This window comes from Kitasatospora sp. NPDC091335 (assembly GCF_044757205.1).
Lineage (GTDB): Bacteria > Actinomycetota > Actinomycetes > Streptomycetales > Streptomycetaceae > Kitasatospora.
Map to the genome: position 1 here is coordinate 108,213 of NZ_JBIVUM010000008.1, position 19,881 is coordinate 128,093.

General features: G+C 70.9%; 7 protein-coding genes and 2 pseudogenes. 3 read left to right on the top strand and 6 right to left on the bottom strand.

The window, feature by feature from the left end:
- Positions 1-9: 9 nt before the first annotated feature.
- From ACIQOW_RS18885 to ACIQOW_RS18910, 6 genes are all read right to left on the bottom strand, one after another.
- A complete protein-coding gene (locus ACIQOW_RS18885) occupies positions 10-4,608 on the bottom strand; it encodes a hypothetical protein (RefSeq protein ID WP_401086183.1) in 4,599 nt (1,532 codons plus the stop codon).
- Position 4,609: 1 nt separating this feature from the next.
- Positions 4,610-5,353 carry a hypothetical protein gene (locus tag ACIQOW_RS18890; RefSeq protein WP_401086186.1) on the bottom strand — a complete coding sequence of 248 codons (744 nt, stop codon included), beginning with the start codon at positions 5,351-5,353 and terminating at the stop codon, positions 4,610-4,612.
- A complete protein-coding gene (locus ACIQOW_RS18895) occupies positions 5,350-6,990 on the bottom strand; it encodes a hypothetical protein (protein ID WP_401086189.1) in 1,641 nt (546 codons plus the stop codon). Before ACIQOW_RS18895 ends, ACIQOW_RS18890 begins: the two co-directional genes overlap by 4 nt.
- A 323-nt stretch (positions 6,991-7,313) precedes the next feature.
- Positions 7,314-8,228, bottom strand: a complete 915-nt coding sequence (locus tag ACIQOW_RS18900; protein WP_401086192.1) for an endonuclease domain-containing protein — start codon at positions 8,226-8,228, stop codon at positions 7,314-7,316.
- A gap of 41 nt (positions 8,229-8,269) precedes the next feature.
- A complete protein-coding gene (locus ACIQOW_RS18905) occupies positions 8,270-9,448 on the bottom strand; it encodes a hypothetical protein (RefSeq protein ID WP_401086194.1) in 1,179 nt (392 codons plus the stop codon).
- Positions 9,449-10,758: 1,310 nt separating this feature from the next.
- Positions 10,759-18,192, bottom strand: coding sequence for a LamG-like jellyroll fold domain-containing protein (locus ACIQOW_RS18910; protein ID WP_401086197.1), 7,434 nt, complete (start codon positions 18,190-18,192; stop codon positions 10,759-10,761).
- A 200-nt stretch (positions 18,193-18,392) separates the two neighbouring features.
- On the opposite strand from ACIQOW_RS18910, the gene ACIQOW_RS18915 reads away from it, so the two are divergent.
- The 3 genes and pseudogenes from ACIQOW_RS18915 to ACIQOW_RS18925 form a co-directional block, all read left to right on the top strand.
- Positions 18,393-18,551 carry a hypothetical protein gene (locus ACIQOW_RS18915; RefSeq protein WP_401086200.1) on the top strand — a complete coding sequence of 53 codons (159 nt, stop codon included), beginning with the start codon at positions 18,393-18,395 and terminating at the stop codon, positions 18,549-18,551.
- A 345-nt stretch (positions 18,552-18,896) separates the two neighbouring features.
- Positions 18,897-19,058 (top strand): annotated as a pseudogene (locus ACIQOW_RS18920) (pirin family protein); the annotation flags it as partial.
- Positions 19,059-19,365: 307 nt separating this feature from the next.
- Positions 19,366-19,623: pseudogene (locus tag ACIQOW_RS18925) on the top strand (NAD(P)-dependent oxidoreductase); the annotation flags it as partial.
- Between the last annotated feature and the right edge of the window lie 258 nt (positions 19,624-19,881).

Sequence of the window (19,881 nt, forward strand, 5' to 3'; positions counted from 1 at the left end):
CTGCTGGTGTCACGCCGGTTCTCCCGCTGCACCCTGTTGGCCGTTCTGGTCAGGGCGGGTGCGGCGCAGCAGGCGTGCTGATGTCATGGTGTCGGTGTCGGTTCGGGTCAGTCCTTGGGTCACGGTGTCGCCGTAGCGGTCTGCGATCTGGACGTAGCGGTTTCGGGTGCGGGCGTCGACTCCGTTGCGCAGTCGGATGATCAGGGGGAAGCGGCCGAGGGCCGGCAGGTCGTTGGTGCCGGTTGTGTAGACGAGTTGGATGCCGTGGGCTTCGGCGACGCGGCGCTGGAGGCCGATGAACGGCAGGTAGTTGGCCTTGCCGAAGGGGTTGTCCAGGATGAGGGTGCCGACGCCGCCCGGCGCCTTCCGGTCGCGCTGGGCTGCTCTCATTCTGGCGAGGGTGCAGTAGAGCAGGACGGAGACGGTCAGGAGTTCTCCGCCGCTGAATTTCCTGATCTCTGTGACGGAGTCGCGTTCGACCGTGTCGAGGTTTTGGGTCGGCTTGATGACTTTCGCGAGGACGTTTCCGTGTCCGCCGAGGGCTGCCAGGACGAGTCGCTTCGTGAGGGTGATGGCCTCCGGGAGGGCGCTGGCTTTGCCGGTGGAGCCGGAGGGCAGTGCTGAGATGAGTCGGTCGATCTCTGCGGAGATTCGGCGGGCGAGTTCGTCGTCCGCGGGTTCGTGGCGGATCTCGAAGCCGAGGAATCGTTGGCCGGACCAGCGTCCGAGTCCGTGCGGGAGCTGGGAGTGCCGGGATACCTCCTTGAGGTCGTCGAGCACGGCCTTGACGAGGGTCACGCACGTCTGGACGACCATGAGTTGGTCCTCGGCGAGTTCGGCGAGCTGGTCGTTGACCATGCGTTCGCGGTCTTGGATGTCGTTGAGGAGTTGAGCCAGTCGTGCTGGGGCGGCGAGGTCGTGCTGGAGGCGGGTGAGGAGTCGCCCGTCGACGACCTGGGTGTACTCGGGCTGCTGGGATAGGAGTTCGACGCTGCGGGTTGCGCGGTCGAGTGCGCGGGTTGCGCGGTCGCGGGTGCGGCCGGCGTCGTCGAGGTTCGTGGCCAGTGCGGTCTGGAGGTCGCGTGCCTGCTCGGGGGTCAGGGATCGGGCAGTGTGTGCGGTGAGCTGGTGCTGGTCGTGCAGGAGGGCATCGGCGGTGAGGTAGGTGCGGTCGGCTCCGTCGGGGGCTGCCTCCTCTCGGTAGCGGTCGGCGGTCGCCGTCACCGTCTGCGCTGCCTGGAGCAGTTGCTCTGCTCTGTTGTGCGCGGCGTCGGCTTCGCGCTGGAGTCGCTCGGCTGCCAGCTCGCGTTCGTGGATGCGGTCCTCGTTCTGCTTGGCTGTCTGGCGGGCTTCGCGGAGCGCCTGCTGTGCCTCGAGCGTGCTGCCGCAGGTGATGGCGGCAGGCGGCGGGGTAAACCGTTGAACTGCTCGCTGGGCCGCGCTGAGCTGGTCGGTTGCCTGCTGGTGAAGGAGGTTGGCCTGGGACTGGGTGTCGCGGGCGCTGACCAGTGCTTGCTCTGCGAGTTCCAGGCAGTGGGATCGTCGCTGGGGCTCGGCGGCATCCGCTCCGGTGGCAATGATCGCGGCGCGCTCGCGGGCTGCGGTGCCGGTGTGCTCGAGCATCGTGGTCTGCTTGGTGATGGCGGCTTCGCATGCTTCGAGGCGCCGTTGCAGCCCGTCGTCGCTGATGCCGGCCTTCCAGTCGTGCCAGGCCTGGTTCCAACGGTCGCGCATCTTCTCGATGGCTGCCGTGGTGCCCTTCCCGGTGGACGGCGGGGCGGCATCCTCGCGGAGCGCGTCTTGGGGCAGGTGGGTTCGGATTGCGGCGAGTTCCTTCCGCCAGGCGCCTAGGCTCTGGGTGCAGCGTTGGATGGTGACCGCGCAGGCACTCGCGTGTTCCTGGGCTTCTTCGTTGCGGCGCCGGCATTCCTGCCCGGCGCTCTGTTGTCTCGCGATCTCCTCGTTGGCGTCCTCGATCCCCGTCTCCAGGCCGGGGATCGCCTCGGTGTCCGCGGCAAGTACGCGTACCTGCGGAAGCAGGGTCGCCAGTCGCAGCAATTCGCCGTTGCAGTGCTTGATCTGCTGGGCTGTGTGGTGCAGTGCCGACTCGGTCTCCTTGTCCTCGCGGGCCAGGTCGCGTTCGCGGTTCTGGACGGCGGTCAGCTGTGTGTCGAGGCGGTCGAAGGTGGTCTCGAGGGCGGCTCGCGGGAGCGGGCCGAACTCGGCGAGGTGGTCGGTGAGGTGTTGTGCGAGGCGTCGGTCGGCTTCCCTGCGCTCCGTGATGGAGCACAGCCGGTCGGTCAGGCTGTCGAGTCGGCGGGTGACGCGCTGGAGTTCGTCTTCGGCTGCTTGTGGGTTGAGGGTTCCGGGGTGGATCGGGAGGACGGTGCTCGGTCCGGTTGGAGCGTCGGCGAGGAGTTGTCGTGCCTGGGTGTCGACGCTGACGGCGACGACGGAGGTGGGGGCTACGTTGGCGCGCCGTACGAGCGCTGCCAGGTCATCTCCGGGTACGGGGCCGCAGAGGACGATGCCGCCGACGAGGTGCGGGATGGTCTCGATGATCTCGTCGTGTCGGTGGGCGGGGAACGTCTCGCGAAGGAACTGGAGGCCGGTGATGGCGGGTGCTCCCAGGTCCTGCAGGCTCTTGACAGCTTGTTCGATGTCCCAGGAGGCCGGTAGGTGCCCGGTTTCGGTGACGGCGTCGCGTACGCGTTCGTCCTGCGCGGCTGCCGCGCGCTCGTGGGCGAGGGTCGTGTCCGCGGTGTGGAACTTCTCCATCACCAGTGCCACGAGGTCGGTGCCGACGCTGTCCAGGTCCAGCCGGGTCTCGTCACCGGTGCCCGCCAGCTCTTTCAGGCGGGGGTCGTTCTCGAGTTCGCGGCGCTGGCTCTGCAGGGAGGTGATCTGGTCCCAGACCGCCGTGTGGCGCTCGCGGATCTCTCCGAGGGCGGTGGCGTTGGCTGCGCGCTCGGATGCGATCTCTGCCGTGCGGGTGCGGCCCTGCTCCTCCTGGGCCTGGTGGCGGTGTAGCTGCTCCGTGGTGTCGCGGTCCAGGTCGTGCAGCCTCTGCAGGGCGTGGGCGGGTTCCTCGTCGCTCTGGAGGGTTTCGTCCGTGCGCGCTGCCCGCACGCGCTCGTGGATCTGTCCGAGCCGCTTAGTGGCTTGCGTGAGCCGGCTGTCGGCCAGCGTCTCCGCTGACCGGGCTGCCAGGAGGTCCTGCTGGGCGTCCTTGGCCGCCGCTTTGGCGCTAGCCTGGGCCGACTTGGCATCGCCGAGTTCGGCGGTGACCTGCGCGACAGCTGCTGTGAGCCCGGCGTGAAGGGCCAAGCCGGCCCGTTCGAGCGCCTGGCGCAGAGGGGCCTGCTCCTGGTCGCGGCGGGCCAGCAGCTCGCGGGTCTCCTCCAGCTCGTGGCTCCTGGCGTTCAGTTCGAGCAGCGGTTCCACGGCCTTCCACGCTGCGTTCTCCAGTTCGGCACCGGCGACGGCCCCGGCGCTCATGGCTTGGGCTTGGGCCGCATCCTCGACGCACCAGCGCGCTTCCTCCGCAGCCAGCACGGCCACCCGGCGCCCCGCCTCTGCCGCCTTGGCCTTGGCTTCCCGATGATCGTGCCGGGCCTGGTCGGCCTCCGTGCTGGTGGTCTGACCTTGCTGTCGGAGTTGTTCGGCCCGGGTCCTGATGTGTTCGCACGCTCTGTCGGCGACCTGGACGTGCTGTTCGAGCTGATGCCGGGCTGCGACGAGTTCGGCGGTGCAGCTTTGCACCGGCCGAAGGCGCAGGGTGGCCTCACCGAGGAAGCGCGCCTCCAGCTCCCGGGCCGGTCGGGTGGCGAGTTTGTCGGCGTGCTCGGTGAGTACGCCGCGTGCCGCGGTTGGTCCGGCCGGGTTCACGACCATGTCGATGAGGAAGTCGATGAACTCCTCGCAGGTCGTGAAGCGGAAGAGGTCGGTGATTCCGCCCTCCCCCTTGTTCATCTCCCGCTGGATCTTGAACACTTGGGGATCGAGGCCGTACTGCTGCAGTTGCTCGGCCCACTGGTACTGCTCCTTCGCGACCACCAGCCGTACGTGGCGGTTCGCCTTGTGGGTCTCCTCGATCGCGCGCAGGAAGCTGCTCTGGCTGAGCTGTCCGTTGTCGTGCCGGATCGGGATCGAGTCCAGGTCGAGGATTCCAGCGGCCGGCCGGAAGAGGTACCAGCGCCGGATCAGGCGGTCCCATCCTGCGCTCGGATCGGCCGGGCACTGGCCGTCCTGCCACTGGTAGACGCCGCCGGTGACCAGCGTCGCGCCCGCTTCCGGGTGCTCCGTATCTTCCCATTCCACGAGCACGTGCGAGACCTTGCCGTCCGGGATGTAGTCGGCGAGGGACTTGTCGTCCGCGTGACCGATGAAGTCGACCTTGGCGGGCAGCAGGAGGCTGAAGAGGAGGGCGAGCAGGCTCGACTTCCCTCCGCCGTTGCGCAGCCAGAGGATGGCGTCCACCACCGATTGCGAGGTGAGCGGTCTTCCGTCGACGGTGCTCGGGCCGCCGGTGAGGTCGAGGATGAGCGACCCGAAGCGGGCGGAGCGGTGGCCGATACTGTCGAGCCGAACACGTCGTACGCAGTACATGTCAGTCCTTCTCTACGAGTTGGGCGCGACGGATGTCGCTCAGAAGGGCGAAGGCGGCTCCGGCCGCTGCTTCACGGACCTGCAGGCGAAAGCGGTGAGCGAGCCGGAAGTGGCCGGCGCCCAGGTCCTTCTCGGCGTTGTAGGCCATGCCCTGGTCGACCAGCCAGTCGAGGGCGTCTCTGATCCATCTCTGGCTGCTCGCCTGGCTGAGGCGGCCGGTGGGGGTGGGCCGGCCAGGCGTGAGCTTGGCGTAGCAGCGCCAGGCGGCGTCGAGGCCCGCGTGCGGTAGGGCCAGGCCGTCGCTGTCCCGGGTTGCGTCCTGGAGCCGTTTGACGAGGTGTCGCAGAAACCCGTCCACCTCGTCGATTGAGACTCGCTTGACGGTGTCCTCCTCCAGATCGGCCGGGAAGGGGTAGACGCGCGCGGCGATGCCCACGTGGGCCAGGCCGAGGACGAGGCGCTGGTCGCTCTTGAGGGTCGGGTGGTCCATGAGCCGGAAGGTGAAGAGCGAGCCGTGCCTGGGGTGGAGCACCAGGCCTTCCACTGGGTGGACTTCGATCAGGTCCATCTCCAGGCCGTCGGCGAAGGCTTCGACTGCCGTTCTGAAGGTGCGGTCGAGCCGGCAGCGCTGAACGAGGTCTCGGTAGCGCGGGTACTGGAGAGGTCGAAGGCGTGGCTGGAGCCCGAATCCCACCAGCGCTGACGCGTCTGTGAGGTCGGGGGCGGCGGTGGTCGGTGCGGTCATGTGGTGGCCTCCTCGGCGGTGGGCGTGCAGTCCGGGTTCACGGGGTCGGGAATCAGCGGCGCGGCTGGCACCAGCAACAGGTCGGTGCCGGTCATGAACCCGAGATCGAAGGTGGAGCCGTCGGCCAGGACCACCAGGCGCTCCTCCAGGAGGTCCGCCAGGTCTGTGGAGCAGACCTCGTCCTCTTCGGCGTCGGGGGCGAAGGCACGCAGAACGCACAGCGCCAGAATGTCGGCGACGGCCGGACCGGTCTTCTCCGCCTGTGCGAGGAGCACCGACAGGCGCACCGGGCCCTGCAGTGCCTGCTCCAACAGGCGGCGAGCCGCGGCGAAGTCCTGGTCCGCGTACCCCAGGCTGTCCTCGTCCTCGTCGATGATCAGGTCCACAGGGTCGTCCGGGAACGACTCGCGAGTTTCACGCACCGGTGCCAGCAGCAGCTCCCAGAAGTCGCGCAGCCGCGGCTTGCGCATGACGATCGGGCCGCCGCAGGCGTCGGCGAACAGGGCCGCCACCTGCTCTGCCTGCTCCGCCCCGAGCTCAAGCAGCGGATCGAGCAGGTCCTCCTGGAGGCCGATCACCGAGAGTCGGGGCACGGGTTTGAAGCACTGGTCCGACTGGGCTCTCAGGAACGCGGGCCGGGCCCCGATCACCCGCTCCAGCAGCTGGGTGTGCCGTAAGTGGGCCCGTTCCAGGAGGTGCAGGATCCTCACGCAGGTCCGGCGCACCTCGGCGTCGTCGACGTCGTTGCGGGCCTGGCGCATCCACTCCATCAGGTCGCATTCGACGGCCTGCCGCTCCATCAGGTGCGCCCGCGAGGAGCCGAGGAGCGCTGGGACACGGACGTCCCAGTCCACCGATCGCACATCGCGCTCCGTCTCGGCCAGCAGTGACCGGACCTGTTCGGCGTACAGCAGTGAGAGCTTCAGGCTCTGCGCCGCGCTCTCCTCGGCCCGGCCCCAGCGCCCTGTTGACACCTGCCGCCGGAGCATCGCGTCGTTGGCGGCCTGCTGATCCTCCAGATCGTGGTCCAGGCCAACCAGAAGCAGGTTCACCGCCGATGCGCTGGCCTTCAGCACCGCCTGCCCGTGCCGGCCGAACGCCTCCTCAAGGAACCTGAAGGACAGCTCCCCGCGGCTGTGTCCCTGGCGGTAGTCGCTGTAGGGGATCGAGAACTCTGCCCCACCACCGTGGTCGTTGAGCAGTTCGCGCACGACAAACCGTGCAACGGCAACGTGCTCCTCGGCGCTGCTCTCCGGCGCGGCGGCCTGTGCAAGCGAGGCCAGGTACTCGACCACTTCCTCGGTCGTAGCCTCCAGCTCCATGCCCTGCCGACTGACGACGGCCTCCAGAGCTGCCAGCGCCAGTGCGCGCGGGTCATACAAGTCGTCAGGGAACTGCTGCCACGCCTGCCGCTGGTCGATCCGGTGCAACGGAGCTGCACGCGCCAACACCGTGCATCGCCGGACAAACCCCGCGTCCGCGACCAAGCCCAACCAGTTGTCGCCGGCCTCCCGCTGCGCCGCCGCAGAGAGCAGTCGACGCTCCTCACGGTCAAGCAGTCGCTCAACCAGCGCATCCGCTTCGTCCGCACCCGAAGAAGGTGGATCTCCCGGGCGGGCATCTCGTGTTCTTGTCATGTTCCGAGTGCAGCAGCACGGTCCGACAAATCGGACTAAAACACGGCGGATCAATCACCCGCTCGGACTCATTCATGCGATGGAACTACTTTTTGCGCCAGCCGGCGCCTCGCCTCACCGGGCGCAAGCGATGCACAGAGTGCCGCATCAACTGCCAAGGGCGTCCAGCGAACTGGCCGTGCGGTCACACGGTTCGACCGCCTACCACAACCTGTCGCCAGCCGCGCGCGAACCGGACGGCATTTCGAGCTGCAGGCGCCCTCGCCGGCAGCGGTTACGGTCAGCGCCACCCAGCCCGGCACGCGGGCACCTCCTCGTCATGTCTACGAACGGAGGAGCTCGAACGGATCGAACCCAAGCGCGGCGACCCTGCGCTCGGTGTGCCGCAACTCCTTGACGGTCTTGCGTGCGCTCGGGTAGGTCAGCCGGAGAGCAGCGGCCGGGGGATCGTTGAGGTACAGGGCACGCGGGCATTGGTCCACATGAAGGCAGGATTCCAGGCCGGTGTTGCACACCCCGCAGAGCAGACCTCGCACCAGGCCGTCGAAATGATCATGGTCAACCACAGACCCGGGCAGAACGCCGCAAAGGGAACAGCGGGGGCCGAACCTAGAAGCCAGTCGGCTCCGCAGTATCCCAATCGGGCTGGTCGACCTGGTCGGCGGCCACAGGTAGGCCGGTGCGATAGGGCAGCGTTGGGACAGGGGAACCGATCCCGGATCCACGCCGGCGCCGTCCGGCGCCGTGACATGCCATACCGCCGTCAGCTCCCGGACGTTCGGATCGGTGATCGCCTGACTGGCTGTCCGGAGCGCCCGTCCCGCCTCGTCGACCCACCACCGCAGTTGCGCCTCGTGCCGCCAGCTTGCTGATGGTTCTGGCCGGGGCCGCTCCCAGCCCTCACGAGGTGCCACCCACTCCGGCATCCCGCGCTCAGGAATCGAACAGAGCATCCGCGAGCCACGGACGTGGAACCGTCCATCGTCGCCGAGCACTGCTTCCGATGGAGCCTCAGGTGCCGTCTGCCGCTTCGTGCAGACATCACCTGGGCGGATCCGCGCCAGCGCACGCTCGAGCCCGGACGGGTTGAGTGCCCACGCCCACAGTAGGGCCAGCCTGCGACGCTCGGGGAAGTCGCCAACGAGGGATTGAAGGTGACTGGTCGCAGGCCCTGCACCTCCCCGGGGGGGGGAGGTCGCCTCTTGCTGCTGGGCGCTGTTGGGCGACGAGTCCGGCATCGTGTTCTTCCCCTCTGCTGTGTGCAGCCCACAGTGGCTATCTAGGCTCCGACGACTTCCTCAGCGATCTGCTCCCAGCTCGGCCGAGGTTCACCCACCGGATTCACGAGGGTCAGCAGGCGGCCGTCGAGGAACAGGTCGAGCCGGCTCCGTGGTTCAGCGGCCAGGCAGCGGCGGTGAGCGCGGAGGTCCACGGGGACGTGCTCGCCGAGCACACCGACCAGGACCTCGTGCCGCGCCGGACCGACGGCGTCGGCCTTGATCCAGGTGCCGCGGACGGGCACGCCACGCAAGTCGCCCAGCTGACTCTCCTCGCGACCGAAGGCCCTGTCCATCGCCGCCTCGACCAGAGGCCGGGCCCGGTCGACCGCGTTCGTGGCACCGCCGCTGCTCGCCCCGTCCGTACCGTCGGGATCCTCGTCCAGCACGTGAAAAACGGGCCCGTCCTCCGGGTCCTCCCGCACCGTGCGCCGAAGGTCGGTCCGGGGAACAGGGAAGCGCCAGGGCTGCGGGTTGCCGGACTTCTCGATCCATCCGGTCTTCAGCCCGGCCGTGGCCGGGGAGTCCTCGGGCAGGAAGATGTCTACGTAGACGCCGCCCGTGCCGAGCCAGACCCAGCTCATGAAGTAGGGGTGGTCGCCGTGGTCGACCGACCAGGTCGCGAGCCTCTGCAGTCGCTCCTTCTGGTCCGCGGTCCCCTTGACGGCCGGGAGCATCTGCTTGGCGTCGCGGCGCCGGCCTCGAGCCTCTCCAGCGAGCGGGCCTCCGGCGAGGTCGAAGAGCAGGTCCGGGCGCACTCCCGTGGTGGCATAGGTGCCCACGAGCTTGTCGGGCAGGACATCGAAGCTGCTGAGACCGTCCACGCCGGACTTCCAGTCGAACAGGGTCTCGCCAGCGGCCGTCATGACCCCGAGCCCGGTGCACTCGCTGACGAAACGGCGGATGTGGCCGGAGCTGGAATCCAGCGCGGCGCACTTGACCCCGAGCGGCCCCGGCCCCGCGTCCCCGGTCAGGTAGCTGAGCAGGAGGTTGATTTCGTGGTCGCGCACGCTGCGGTCAACCGTCCTACGTAGGTCGCAGGCCAGGGCGTTGATGCTGACCAGTTCGGCCAGCGACACCGGGAGGGGCCCTTGGCCCACCTCGACCGCTTGGACCGCTTCCGCGCCGGCGGACCCCTTCTCGACCGTGAAGCGCCACACCCTGGCATGCACCGTACTCATGGGCGAAGCCTAGGCCCGCCCTACGACAGCGCTGCCGGACCATCCGGCCACCGCCGCGAGGGCTCAGCGATCTGGAGCGCACTTGTGGACAGTCAACAACGGCGCGCGGCAGCGCTGATGGGATCGGATTCACGGTTCGACGGTGATTTGGGCCTGCGGCCCCGGGGAAGTTGAGGTCCCCGCGGGGCGGAGTCGGACTTCGCTCACGCCCCGGCCGGATGCCGATTCCCGGGCCCACCAGGGAATTCACCACGCGGGCGGTGCGGCAGAAGCACCGCAATTCACGGAACGGGTGTTCCGGCCGCTAGTTCCGGCGCTATTGTGGCCGGGAGGGGACAGGTGGGCCTTCGGCCGAGTGGTCCCCGGGAGCAGCTCCTCGGGGACCACCCGGAGGGCGCTGGTCCCCAGCTGGTCCCCAGCAAGATCGTTTAGGGGTGTTCGCAGGTGGCTCGTTTCCCTGACGGGGCGTCACGCGAAAGGCCGCTGACCTGGGATTTCTCCCGACCAACGGCCTTTCCGACTCACGTCGGGACGACAGGATTCGAACCTGCGACCCCTTGACCCCCCAGTCAAGGGGTTCACTTATTGTCGACAGCCGAGGCCTTGAGGCCTCGGCTTTTTCCCAACTTCACTGAAACAGGAGAGAGTTGAGACTCACTATGGACGGCGGGAGCTGACGGATCCCGAACCCGGTCGATGCTCAGTCAGGTTCAAGTTCGTATATAGATGTCCGAAAGCGCCCACGGGCGCTCATGGGCGCTCACCCAACCTGGTCCCCAAGTCCCCGGAGCCACCTTCGTCACCGCGAGTAACAGCAATCTGTCGGCCCTTCAGCAGGTCCCTGCTGCCGACTGCCGCAGCTCAGAAGCGGATGGCGAGGACACGCTCAGGGAAGCTCATGGGACAGCGTACGCAGCGGGGCAGGGTGCACCGGCGGTGCGGGTGCCAGGGCGCGGGCGGGCGGCAGTTGGGTGCGTGGTGTGTGCGGTTGCTGAAGGTACAGCGCCGGTGACCAACCGTCGCCGCCTCCTCCTTGCGGGGTGCGGGCGTCGCTCCGCCAGGCAGGCCCGACTTCTCGGCACGAATCTGACATTCGATCAGACCGCAGGTGCGGCAGAGCGGCGTGATCGTCCTAATCGAATCGACGCGCCTCCCTCCCCCCGCGTGCCTCGTGTGACAGAACAGCATGTTCGCCGCTGACCTGTGAGATCAGCGGCGAACAGCTACGGACGACCAGCGATTTGCGGCACAGCCGGCTGGTCACGATCTCCACCGCCGGGTCCCGGCAGCGGGCCCCGGGGAGCGGCGGGTTACTCGACGACGCCGTAGTAGTCCGCGAGGAACCGGCGGACGGCCTCCTCGTGGGGCAGGATCTGCGGCAGGTGCGTGGCGAGGGCCGCGCGGACGGCCTCGGCGAGGGCGGTGGTGGAGCCGCTGGCGTGGCGCACGTACGGGTCCAGGCGGCGGACGAGTTCGTAGTTGGACGCGATGTCGGCGCGGATCAGGTCCTGCTCCAGCGGGGGCGCGTCGGCGGCGGGCACCGGCGGCAGGATGCGGGAGACGAAGGTGACCCGGTGCAGGACGCGCCAGCACGGCGGTTTGCGGTCGGACTGCCGGGTCTGGCGCAGCGCCGCGGCGTTGGGGGCGGACGAGGTGGCGAGCCAGATTGGGTCGACGACCTTGTGGAAGAAGTCGTCGAAGTTGTCGCCGGACTCGTGGAGGTAGAAGCTCATGAACCGGTAGGCGTCGACCTTTCCGGGCACCCGGCGGGAGCTGCCGTCGGGTGCGAACCGGGCCTGCCCGTCGGCGCTGTACGCCTGGAGGTCGCCGGAGGGGCTGCAGGTGACGTCGAGGGCGTAGGAGCGGGAGGCGTCGCGGGAGCGGGTGCGGGTGACGCTGTGGCTGCCGCCGAGGCTCGCGTCGAGCTGGGCGCCGATGCCGATGCCGAAGACCTTGAAGCCGAACTCGGCGCCGACGGTGGCCATGTCCTTGACGGTGTAGGAGCCGGCGGTGGTCTCGGAGACGGAGTCCGTGGTGGTGGTGGTCTCGGCGAAGAAGCCGCCGTCGGCGGTCCACACGTAGGTGTTGGCGAGGTCGCACACGACTCCGCCGTCGGCGGCGGCCTTTCCGGCGGTCCCGCCCCGGTTGTCGCCGATCGGGCCGACGAAGGTCTCGGCGATCCTGGCAGCCCGCTGCTGGACGGGGTCGGGGGTGCCGGTGGCGGTGGAGACGCTCTCGTAGTAGCTGCGCAGCTGCTGCTGGCGGCGCTGGATCGCGCGCTTGAGGGCGTACGCCTCGCGGGGCTTGTAGTAGCTGCACTCGCCGTACTGGCGGGCGTTCGGGTAGGCCGGGTCGAGGACCTTTCCGCGTTCGTCGAATCCGACCCCGCCGTCGAGTGTGCCCTGCTTGGTGTACTGGGGGTTGATCGGGAAGGTGACGATGTTCCAGTCCCTGGGGATGTCGGGATTGGGCGTCATCCGGTACGCGACCAGCGTGCCCGTGTGCGCCAGCCGCAGCGCGAAGACGTCGGCGGTCAGCGACTGCACGAGGGCGAAGCCGGTGTTGGCTGGCTGGTAGCGGCGGCCCAGCGCGGGGTTGAGCAGGTGGGCCGGGTCCTCCCAGTGTCCGGTGAGGGCGACGCTGGTGGCGCGCGCGGTGTCGGTGGCCTGGGCGAGGGTGGTCGCGTCCGTCCAGGTGTTGGTGAACTCCAGGGTGTTGTCCAGGGAGAAGACGGCGCCGCCCTCGACCGCCGGCTTGGCGGTACCGATGCCGAGCGGGGCGGTGATGAGCAGGGTGCTGGCGTCGTAGGTGTTCTTGAACGCGAAGTGGAAGGCGGTGTCCACGCTGCGGTCGCGCGAGGAGGACAGCGACTCGGTGACGGCGTCGGCGGTGGTGAACTCGACGCTGGAGGCACCCCGGTAGTCGTTGCCCTGGCCGGTGAGGTTCTCGGAGGGCACCGGCGGGGCGCCTTCGACGTAGCCGACGAGCTGGGGGTCGTACTGGACCTGGCTGACCCACTCGCTGACCAGGTCGCCGACCTTGTAGCCGGTGACCAGGCGCCAGCGGCCCTCCTCGGTGAGGTAGGCGTAGGCGCGCTTCATGACGCCGGCGGCGGTGCCGTCGGCCGCGAACTGCATGTCGGCGTACTCGCCGGCGGCCGGGGCGGCGGCGATGGTCTCGTGGAAGGGGGTGCGCACGCCGGAGAGTGCGGATCGCACGGCCGCGGTGTCGGTGGAGACCGGCGCCGTGGAGAGGACCACGGCCGGGGCGGCGCCGGGGCCGGGCCGCAGGTGGTTGCCGCGCAGGCCCATGTCGCGGACCTCGTCGGCGGCGCCGGAGGTGGAGTCCCGGTCGAAGGGCCAGTAGCCGATCAGGTCCTCCTTGTCGCCCTTGAGACGGGTGAAGAGGTTGTCGCTGATCTGCTCCGCGGTGCGGGCGGTGCGCCAGACACGGACCTCTTCGAGGGTGCCGTCGAGGCCCTCGGTGACAGTGCCGGCGGCCAGACGCGCGCCGAGGGTGAACTGCCGTTCCCCGTAGGACGTCGGGCTGTCCGGGTCGGTCGCGGCGAGCGGCTCGGCGGCCAGCGGGAGGCCGTTGCGGTAGAGGCGGAAGACACTGGCCCTCGGGTCGGTGTCCCGCGTCCAGGCGGCACCGCGCAGCCGGGCGCTGTGGGCGCGGGTGGTGTCGGTCGTGGTGCTGCCGCTGTTCTCCTCGAAGGTGAACCGGGCCACCAGTCCGCTGTCGCGCGGGGAGACCGGGGTGCCGATGGCGGCGGCGTCGCGGGCCTTGTTCCAGATCCGGACCTCGCCGAGGACGCCGCGGGCGCCGTGGGTGCGCAGGCCGTCCCGTATCCGCCCGATCTCCAGGACGCCGCTGCCGCTCTCGGCGCCGGGGCCGGTGTAGCGGGAGGTCCCGGCGGGGGCGCCGTCGATGTAGAAGGTGATGTCGTCCCAGGCCCGGACGTCGACGCCCTGGACGACGTCCACGGTCTGGGTGGTGGCGGCTCCGTCCGGGCCGGTGAGGGCGATCTGCCGGGTCCCCCGCTGCTCGGTGGTCTCGCGGCCGGCCCGTTTGACGACGGCGATCCGGGCGAAGCGCCCGGCCGGCACGGCGGCGGTGGAGACGAACCGCCGGACGACCGGGCCGGCCTCCTCGAAGGCGAACTCCAGCCGGCCGTCCGGGCGTACGGACAGCTGGTAGGGGACGTGCTCCTCGCCGCCGAGGCGGCCGCGGCCGATCAGGCCCTGGGTGGTGCCGAGACGCTCCAGCGTGCCGAAGACCTCCAGGGTGAGGTCGCCGGTGAGGTCGAGGGAGTCGTCCGCGTCGCCCTCCAGCCAGGACGAGCCGTCCAGCCGCACGGCCCAGGACTGCTCGAACGCCGAGGCCACGTGGGCCCATTCGCCGGTCGGGAAGACCTCCCGGCTGCGCACCACCCGGTCGCCCACGCCGGACACGAGGCGGTAGCCCTTCGCGTGGGATTCGCCCGCCTGCGGGGTGCCGCCGAGGACGCCGTGGCGGCCGTGCCCGGAGACGTCCAGGTACTGCTGGTCGCCGCAGGTCCAGGATCCCAGCAGCCCGGGCAGCACCCCGGCGACGTTCTGCCGCATCAGGTCGCGGAGCTCGTCGGCCGTCCGGGCCCGGTTCCACACCCGCAGGCTGTCGATCCCGCCGCGGAAGGAGGCGGCGGCGCCGAGGCCGCCGAGCACGAGCCGTCCGTCGCGCGCGACGGTGCGAGCGGAGGAACGGCGGGCGGCCTCGACGCCGTCCCGGTAGAGGATCTGGGTGCGGGTGGCGGGGTCGAGGACGGCGGCCCAGTGGTGCCAGTCGGTGTCGGTGTACGACGCGGCGGTGGTGAGGACCTCGTCCCCGAGGGCGAACGAGACCGTCCCGGCCTGCTCGTAGGACAGCGACAGCGCGCCGTCGCCGTCGCCGTAGGAGAGCAGCACCTCGCGTGCGGTGTGCGCGGCCGTGGCCCGCCTGGCCCACAGCTCGACGGTCACGGCCGTCCCGGCCAGGGCGAGGCCGTTCACGGACACCTGGTCGTCGCCGCCGTCGAACACCACCGCGGTGCGGGCCGTGGCGTCGGCGAGCAGCAGGCTGTAGGGGGCCTCGGCATCGTTGGCGGCGTGCACGAGCCGGGCCGTGCGGGTGGCCCGGTAGGGGTTGACCCACGCCTCGACGGTGACGTTCGAGGCGGTCGTGGTGGTGGGCAGGGCCGTGGCGGGCAGGGCGAGGTACTGGTCGGTGCCGTTGAAGGCGAAGGCCCGGCCCGGGGAGGAGCCGCGCCAGCGGCAGGCCTGTCCGAGGACGGCGTCGACGGCGGTGCCGTCCTGCACCCTGGCGTCGGCGGAGACCGCCGCGACGGTCACCAGCCGCGAGCCGCGGGAGAGGTCCGCCCCGGGCCGCTCCGCCCGCGCCAGCGCGGGGTCGTACGGGACGAGGTCCACGGGCGAGCCGAGATCGGGGCGGCAGGGCCGGTCGATCCGGAGCTCGGTGACCCCAGCCGGGGCCGACTCGGTGAGCAGCCGAACGCCGTCGCCGGTCGACAGGTACGCGGGTGCGGCGATCGGCGTGCCGAGCGGGGCCGCCAGACGGAGCACCGCGCCGTCGACGGGTTCCGGCCTGTCGGCCCGGTCGGGTTCGGCGGCGGTGCCGAGGGTCTGCGGTGCGGCGGCCGCGCCCGAGAGCACGGCGACGAGCGTGCCCGCGCGCCGGGGCAGCGCGTGCCAGACCTCACGGTCGCCGGGCAGGCCGACGGTGAGGTCGCACAGCCCCGGCCGCCCCTCGACCGCGGTCACGGTCACGCCCGCCCGGGCCAGGTCCACGCCGGCGTCCCGGGCGGTGAACAGCAGCGAGCCGTCCCCGCTGCCGAGGGTCTTGGTGCCGCGCACCACCCGGGTGTCGTAGTAGGCGGCGAAGAACTGGTCGTTGAGACCGCGGAAGTACAGCGCGACCTGGCCGGTGGCGCTGTCCATCAGGAAGGGCCGCGAGGCGGTGCGGGCGAAGGACAGCAGCCCGCCGCTCACACCGAGCCCGGTGGCGTCGACGCCCAGGTGCGCTGCCGGGACGGTCAGGTCGTCGGCGCCGGACAGGCCGTCGGTGAACCGGGCGAGTTCCTCCTGGGCCGTCGTCAGGGCCGCCTCGCGCACGGCGAGGTGGAGGGTGACGGTGTTGAGCCGCTCCCGGGCGGACAGCAGCGTGTCGAGCTGTGCCCGGGTGGCCTCGTGGGTGCCGCGCGCGGCCGTCAGCGCGGTGTCCGCGCCGGAGGTGGAGGTGCGGACGATCCGGCAGCGGGCCTCGCCGCCGGCCAGCACGGTGGAGCCGGTGTACTGGGCCATCCGGGTGCCGGGGCCTCCGCGCAGGCAGATCGTCTTGCCGCTGTGGTAGGCGATGAGCTGGTAGGTGCCGCCCGGCTGGGGCACCACGGAGAACAGCTCGTTGTGGGCGGCGTTGCTCGTCGCGTCGTACAGCTGGACGTGGCTGCCCTCGTCGCCGGTGCCGCCGTAGACGTTCATCTGGTAGGTGCCGTTGCGGATGTAGTACAGCGGACGGCCGCTGCGGTCCGGCCAGCCCGAGTAGACGAACCGCCAGTAGCTGGTGCTCGGGGCGTCGCTCCAGCCGATCACGGGGTTCTTGTGGAACAGCCGGTTGCCGTCGGGGACGATCCAGCAGGTGCTGCCGTCGGGCCGGGTGAAGGAAAGCTGGGCGGTGCTCCAGTCCGACGGGTTGTCGCGCTGGAGCTCCCACCGCGCCTCGGCGGCGGTCAGCGTCTGCCGCGCGGTGGCCACGACGGCTTCCTGGGCGGGGATGCCGGCGCAGGTGCCGGTGAGAGTGGCCGACTGGGACCGCAGCTCGGCGATCTCGGCCTGCAGGCCCTTGATCCGCTGCTCCAGCGCGCTCTGCCGGTCCAGGTCCTCGTGCTCCCGGGTGGCCAGCTCGGGGAGGGTCAGCACGTCGGCGACCTGCGCGAGCCGGCCGTCGGCACCGACGGCCAGGTCGAGCACGGCCAGGCGCGGCTCAGCCTCCGGCGCCGCCGCGTCACCGGTGGCGCAGGACAGCAGCACCCGGGCCTGGTGCTTGGCGGGCTTGGGCTCGCCCCGGTATCCGGCGGCCTGGGTCTCCTGCTGGTGGTAGAGGAGCGCCGACGGCGCGGACAAGACGGTACGGCCGGCGAAGGAGAAGCTGTCGCGGCGGATGCCCGCGTGCTCGCCGACCGGTGCCGTCGAGGTCACCCAGGACACGGCACCGGTGAGTGCCGCGTGCCGCGCGTGGTCCGTCTGGTCGTGCGCCACGGCGCCCGAAGCCTCGTCGAAGCGGTAGTACGCGACCAGCCCGGGCTCGTCGCCCACCAACCGGTGGACCCGGTCCTGCCGGAGCTCGTCCTGTGCCCGTGCACGCTCCCAGATCCGCAGCTCGTCGGCGTCGAACGCCACACCGCGCCCGGCGCCGCCGAGCACCGCGTCGCCGGTACCCGCCCGGGGCGTGAACGGGCCGCTCCCGCACGGCAGTCCGTCCACGTAGAGGGTGGCCGTGCCGTTGCCGCAGACGGCGGCGAGGTGCGCGTACTCGCCCGCCGCCAGGGCCCGGGTGGCGGTGACGACGCTGTCCGCGCCGCTGAGCCGGGGCACGCCGCCCTCGGCGAGTTCCAGCACGACGCCGTCGGCGTACAGCGTGGTGGCCGAAGCCCGCTCGGGCCGCAGCCACAGTTCGACGGTGAACTCCGGCCCGCGCGGCACCCCGGGGACGGTCGCCGCCGCGTCGGGCCCGGCCAGGCGCAGCGCCGTCTCGCCGGCACCGGCGCCCGATGCCAGCGGCACCAGCGGCGCCCCCGTGAACGGGCAGGTACCGGGCTCCCGCTCGTACACGGCGCTCCGGTAGGCGGGGTCGGGGCTGGTCCAGGCCCGGTTCCCCCGGGTGTCGAACAGCCCGTCGGGGCCCTGCTCCACGCTCAGCGCGTCGATCCGGGAGGTGGCCGCGTTGTGGGTGAAGAACTGCCAGCGGCTCGCGCCCGCGACGCTCGTGGGCACGAGCAGCGCGGTGAACCGGCCTTCGGTCAGGTTCCGGACGAAGCCGAGCACCTGGGTCGGCTCGCGGAACGGGCGGCCCTCCATGTCGGTGCTGCCGAGGCTGTCCTTGGCCGAGTCCGGCCGGTCCTTGCTGCGGCTGCGCCGGTAGCGGATCTCCCGGACGGGCTTGAGCACTCCGTCCACCAGCAGGAAGCGGTCGCACAGCAGCGCCGCATCCACCAGCGGGGCCCCCGCCGCGCCTCCCGACGCCCGGCCCGGGGCCGCCTCGCGCACGGCGTCCGGGTGGTCGGCGGGCACCGACTGGCGCAGCACCACCACGTGCGTGCCGTCCGACAGCGCCTGGAACGGAAGGGCGGCGGTGAGCCGGGCCGTGCTGGACAGGAACGGGTCGCTCTCCTGCGGGTCGACGACCTGCCCGGCCTCGGCCTCGACGCGCCCGCCCTTCTTGACCCGGGGCATCGCCACGGTGCCGAGCGCCGCGTACCCGACGCGGACGAGCTCGTCGGGGAAGGACAGTTCCAGCGGGTCCTCGCTCCAGTAGGCGGCGTCCGCCTCGCCCCGGGCGGGGTCCTGGGCTCCGAGCGCCAGGACCGAGTACACGATGCGCCGCCGGTCGTCCATCGCGAACGCCACGGTCGTCCCCTGATGACGGATCACCGTCGTCGACGTGTAGGTGCGGTCGCTGTAGACCTTCACCACGCCGTCACTGACACCCATGAACCCGCTCCCTAGGCTGCCGTCATCGCCATGACAAACACCACGGAGCCTACGGAAAGTGCAATCCCCTTCACCAGAGCGTGATTTCGGCCATTGCGTACCCGGGCGGGCCGGGCTCGTCCCCGCACCGGGACCGACAGCCCCGCAGGGAGCGATGAGGGCTGCCGGATCGGACTCCCCCTCCTCTGCTCGACCTCTCCGTGCTGCACCCCGGGGCCACGATCGCCTCCGACGCGATGCCGTGGGTGAGGGCGGACGGCTCGCTCGTCGAGTCGATGAACGGCCAGCCGCTGCCCGAGGACGCCTTCGCCCACCCCTGGACGCGCGCCCCGGCCAGCCGATCCGCCGCCACTACGTGACCCGGCCGACCCCTCAGCCCGCGGTGCCGAGGGCGTCGGTGTAGGGACCGGACGGTCCTGCGGCGGCGGAACCAGGAAGCGGGGCAGCGGCCTGGGTAGGACGGCTCGTGGTCAGTACGGCGAGTGCGGCGAGGTGTTCCGCGTCGACCATGGCCCGGGGGAGGTAGAGCGTCTTGTCGTGCCACAGCGGGGGGTGCGTGACCGCGCAGCCGTAGGTCTGCCGCAGGTACGCCTCGGCGCGGGCAGGGGCCTCGTGGTGGGGGGCGTCGGAGGCGGTCAGGATCTGTACGGAGTAGGCGCTCTCCTCCGGGGTGCCCTGCCAGATGCCCCAGGAGCCGTCCTCGCTGGAACTTCATCGGGCGGTCCCACGAGGACGTCGTCCGGGCCCGCGCCGAGTGGCAGGCCGCCACCGACCGCTTCGGCGCCGTCCAGGGCTACCCCGGCGACCGCCTCCCCGCCCCCGAACTCCCCGGCACCCCCCTCAAGCCCCGCGGCCGCACCCGCTGACCCCCGCCCCAGCGGCTGCGAGCCTCCGACCCTGCCGCACTCCCCGCCTCGACCCTCCGCCTTGACCCCTACGAGCCTCTGCCCAACCCGCAGGGCGCTCACCTCGCACGACCTGCGCTTCACGGAGCCGGACCCGCCTGTTCCAGCATGCGGCCGGACCGACGCTGACTCCATTCCGACTCCGCTGACGTGTCGTCAGACAAATGCGGGCCTCCGACGAGGAACACAGGCAGGGCTTTCACTCCGGGGCTCTGGAGCGAGCGGACGAAATCCCGGCGTTCGAGCTGGGGTTGGATAGCGCGACCGGGTGCTGTTCGTCGCCTTCGGGGTGCAGGCTGACGAACGGCCGCTGCTGGAGGAGGCCTTCGTCGGCCGGCACACCCGAGCCACCAACCGCTCCCGCAAGTTCGACTTCCGCCTCGACGACCTCCTCGGCCGCGACATCCACGGCATGACCGTCGGCGTCATCGGCACCGGCAAGATCGGCGAGTGCCTCGCCCGCATCGCCGCCGACTTCGGCACCCACCTCCTCGGCTGGGCCATCGCCCCCAACCCCGCCTGCCGGAAGGGTACCTGGCTGTGCGAATGCCCGGAACCGACCTACGCGCTGGTCCATCCCGCCCGGGCGACGGCGACCTGACGACGCCCGGATCCGGCACCAGGCAACGGGCCCTGGCCCGGCTCATCGGCGGTGCTGCCGTTCAGCCGTCGCACGGCGGTCCAGCGCCAGGTCGATCCGGCTGCCTTGAGCCATTGCCACCGGCAGCAGGCCGCGTAGCCCACGCTGAGCAGCACCGGCATCCCGGGCCGCGAGCCTCCGCAA

Coding starts and splice junctions, on each gene's coding strand:
- ACIQOW_RS18885 (WP_401086183.1), bottom strand. CDS start 4,608: ATGTACTGCGTACGACGTGTTCGGCTCGACAGTATCGGCCACCGCTCC.
- ACIQOW_RS18890 (WP_401086186.1), bottom strand. CDS start 5,353: ATGACCGCACCGACCACCGCCGCCCCCGACCTCACAGACGCGTCAGCG.
- ACIQOW_RS18895 (WP_401086189.1), bottom strand. CDS start 6,990: ATGACAAGAACACGAGATGCCCGCCCGGGAGATCCACCTTCTTCGGGT.
- ACIQOW_RS18900 (WP_401086192.1), bottom strand. CDS start 8,228: ATGCCGGACTCGTCGCCCAACAGCGCCCAGCAGCAAGAGGCGACCTCC.
- ACIQOW_RS18905 (WP_401086194.1), bottom strand. CDS start 9,448: ATGAGTACGGTGCATGCCAGGGTGTGGCGCTTCACGGTCGAGAAGGGG.
- ACIQOW_RS18910 (WP_401086197.1), bottom strand. CDS start 18,192: ATGGGTGTCAGTGACGGCGTGGTGAAGGTCTACAGCGACCGCACCTAC.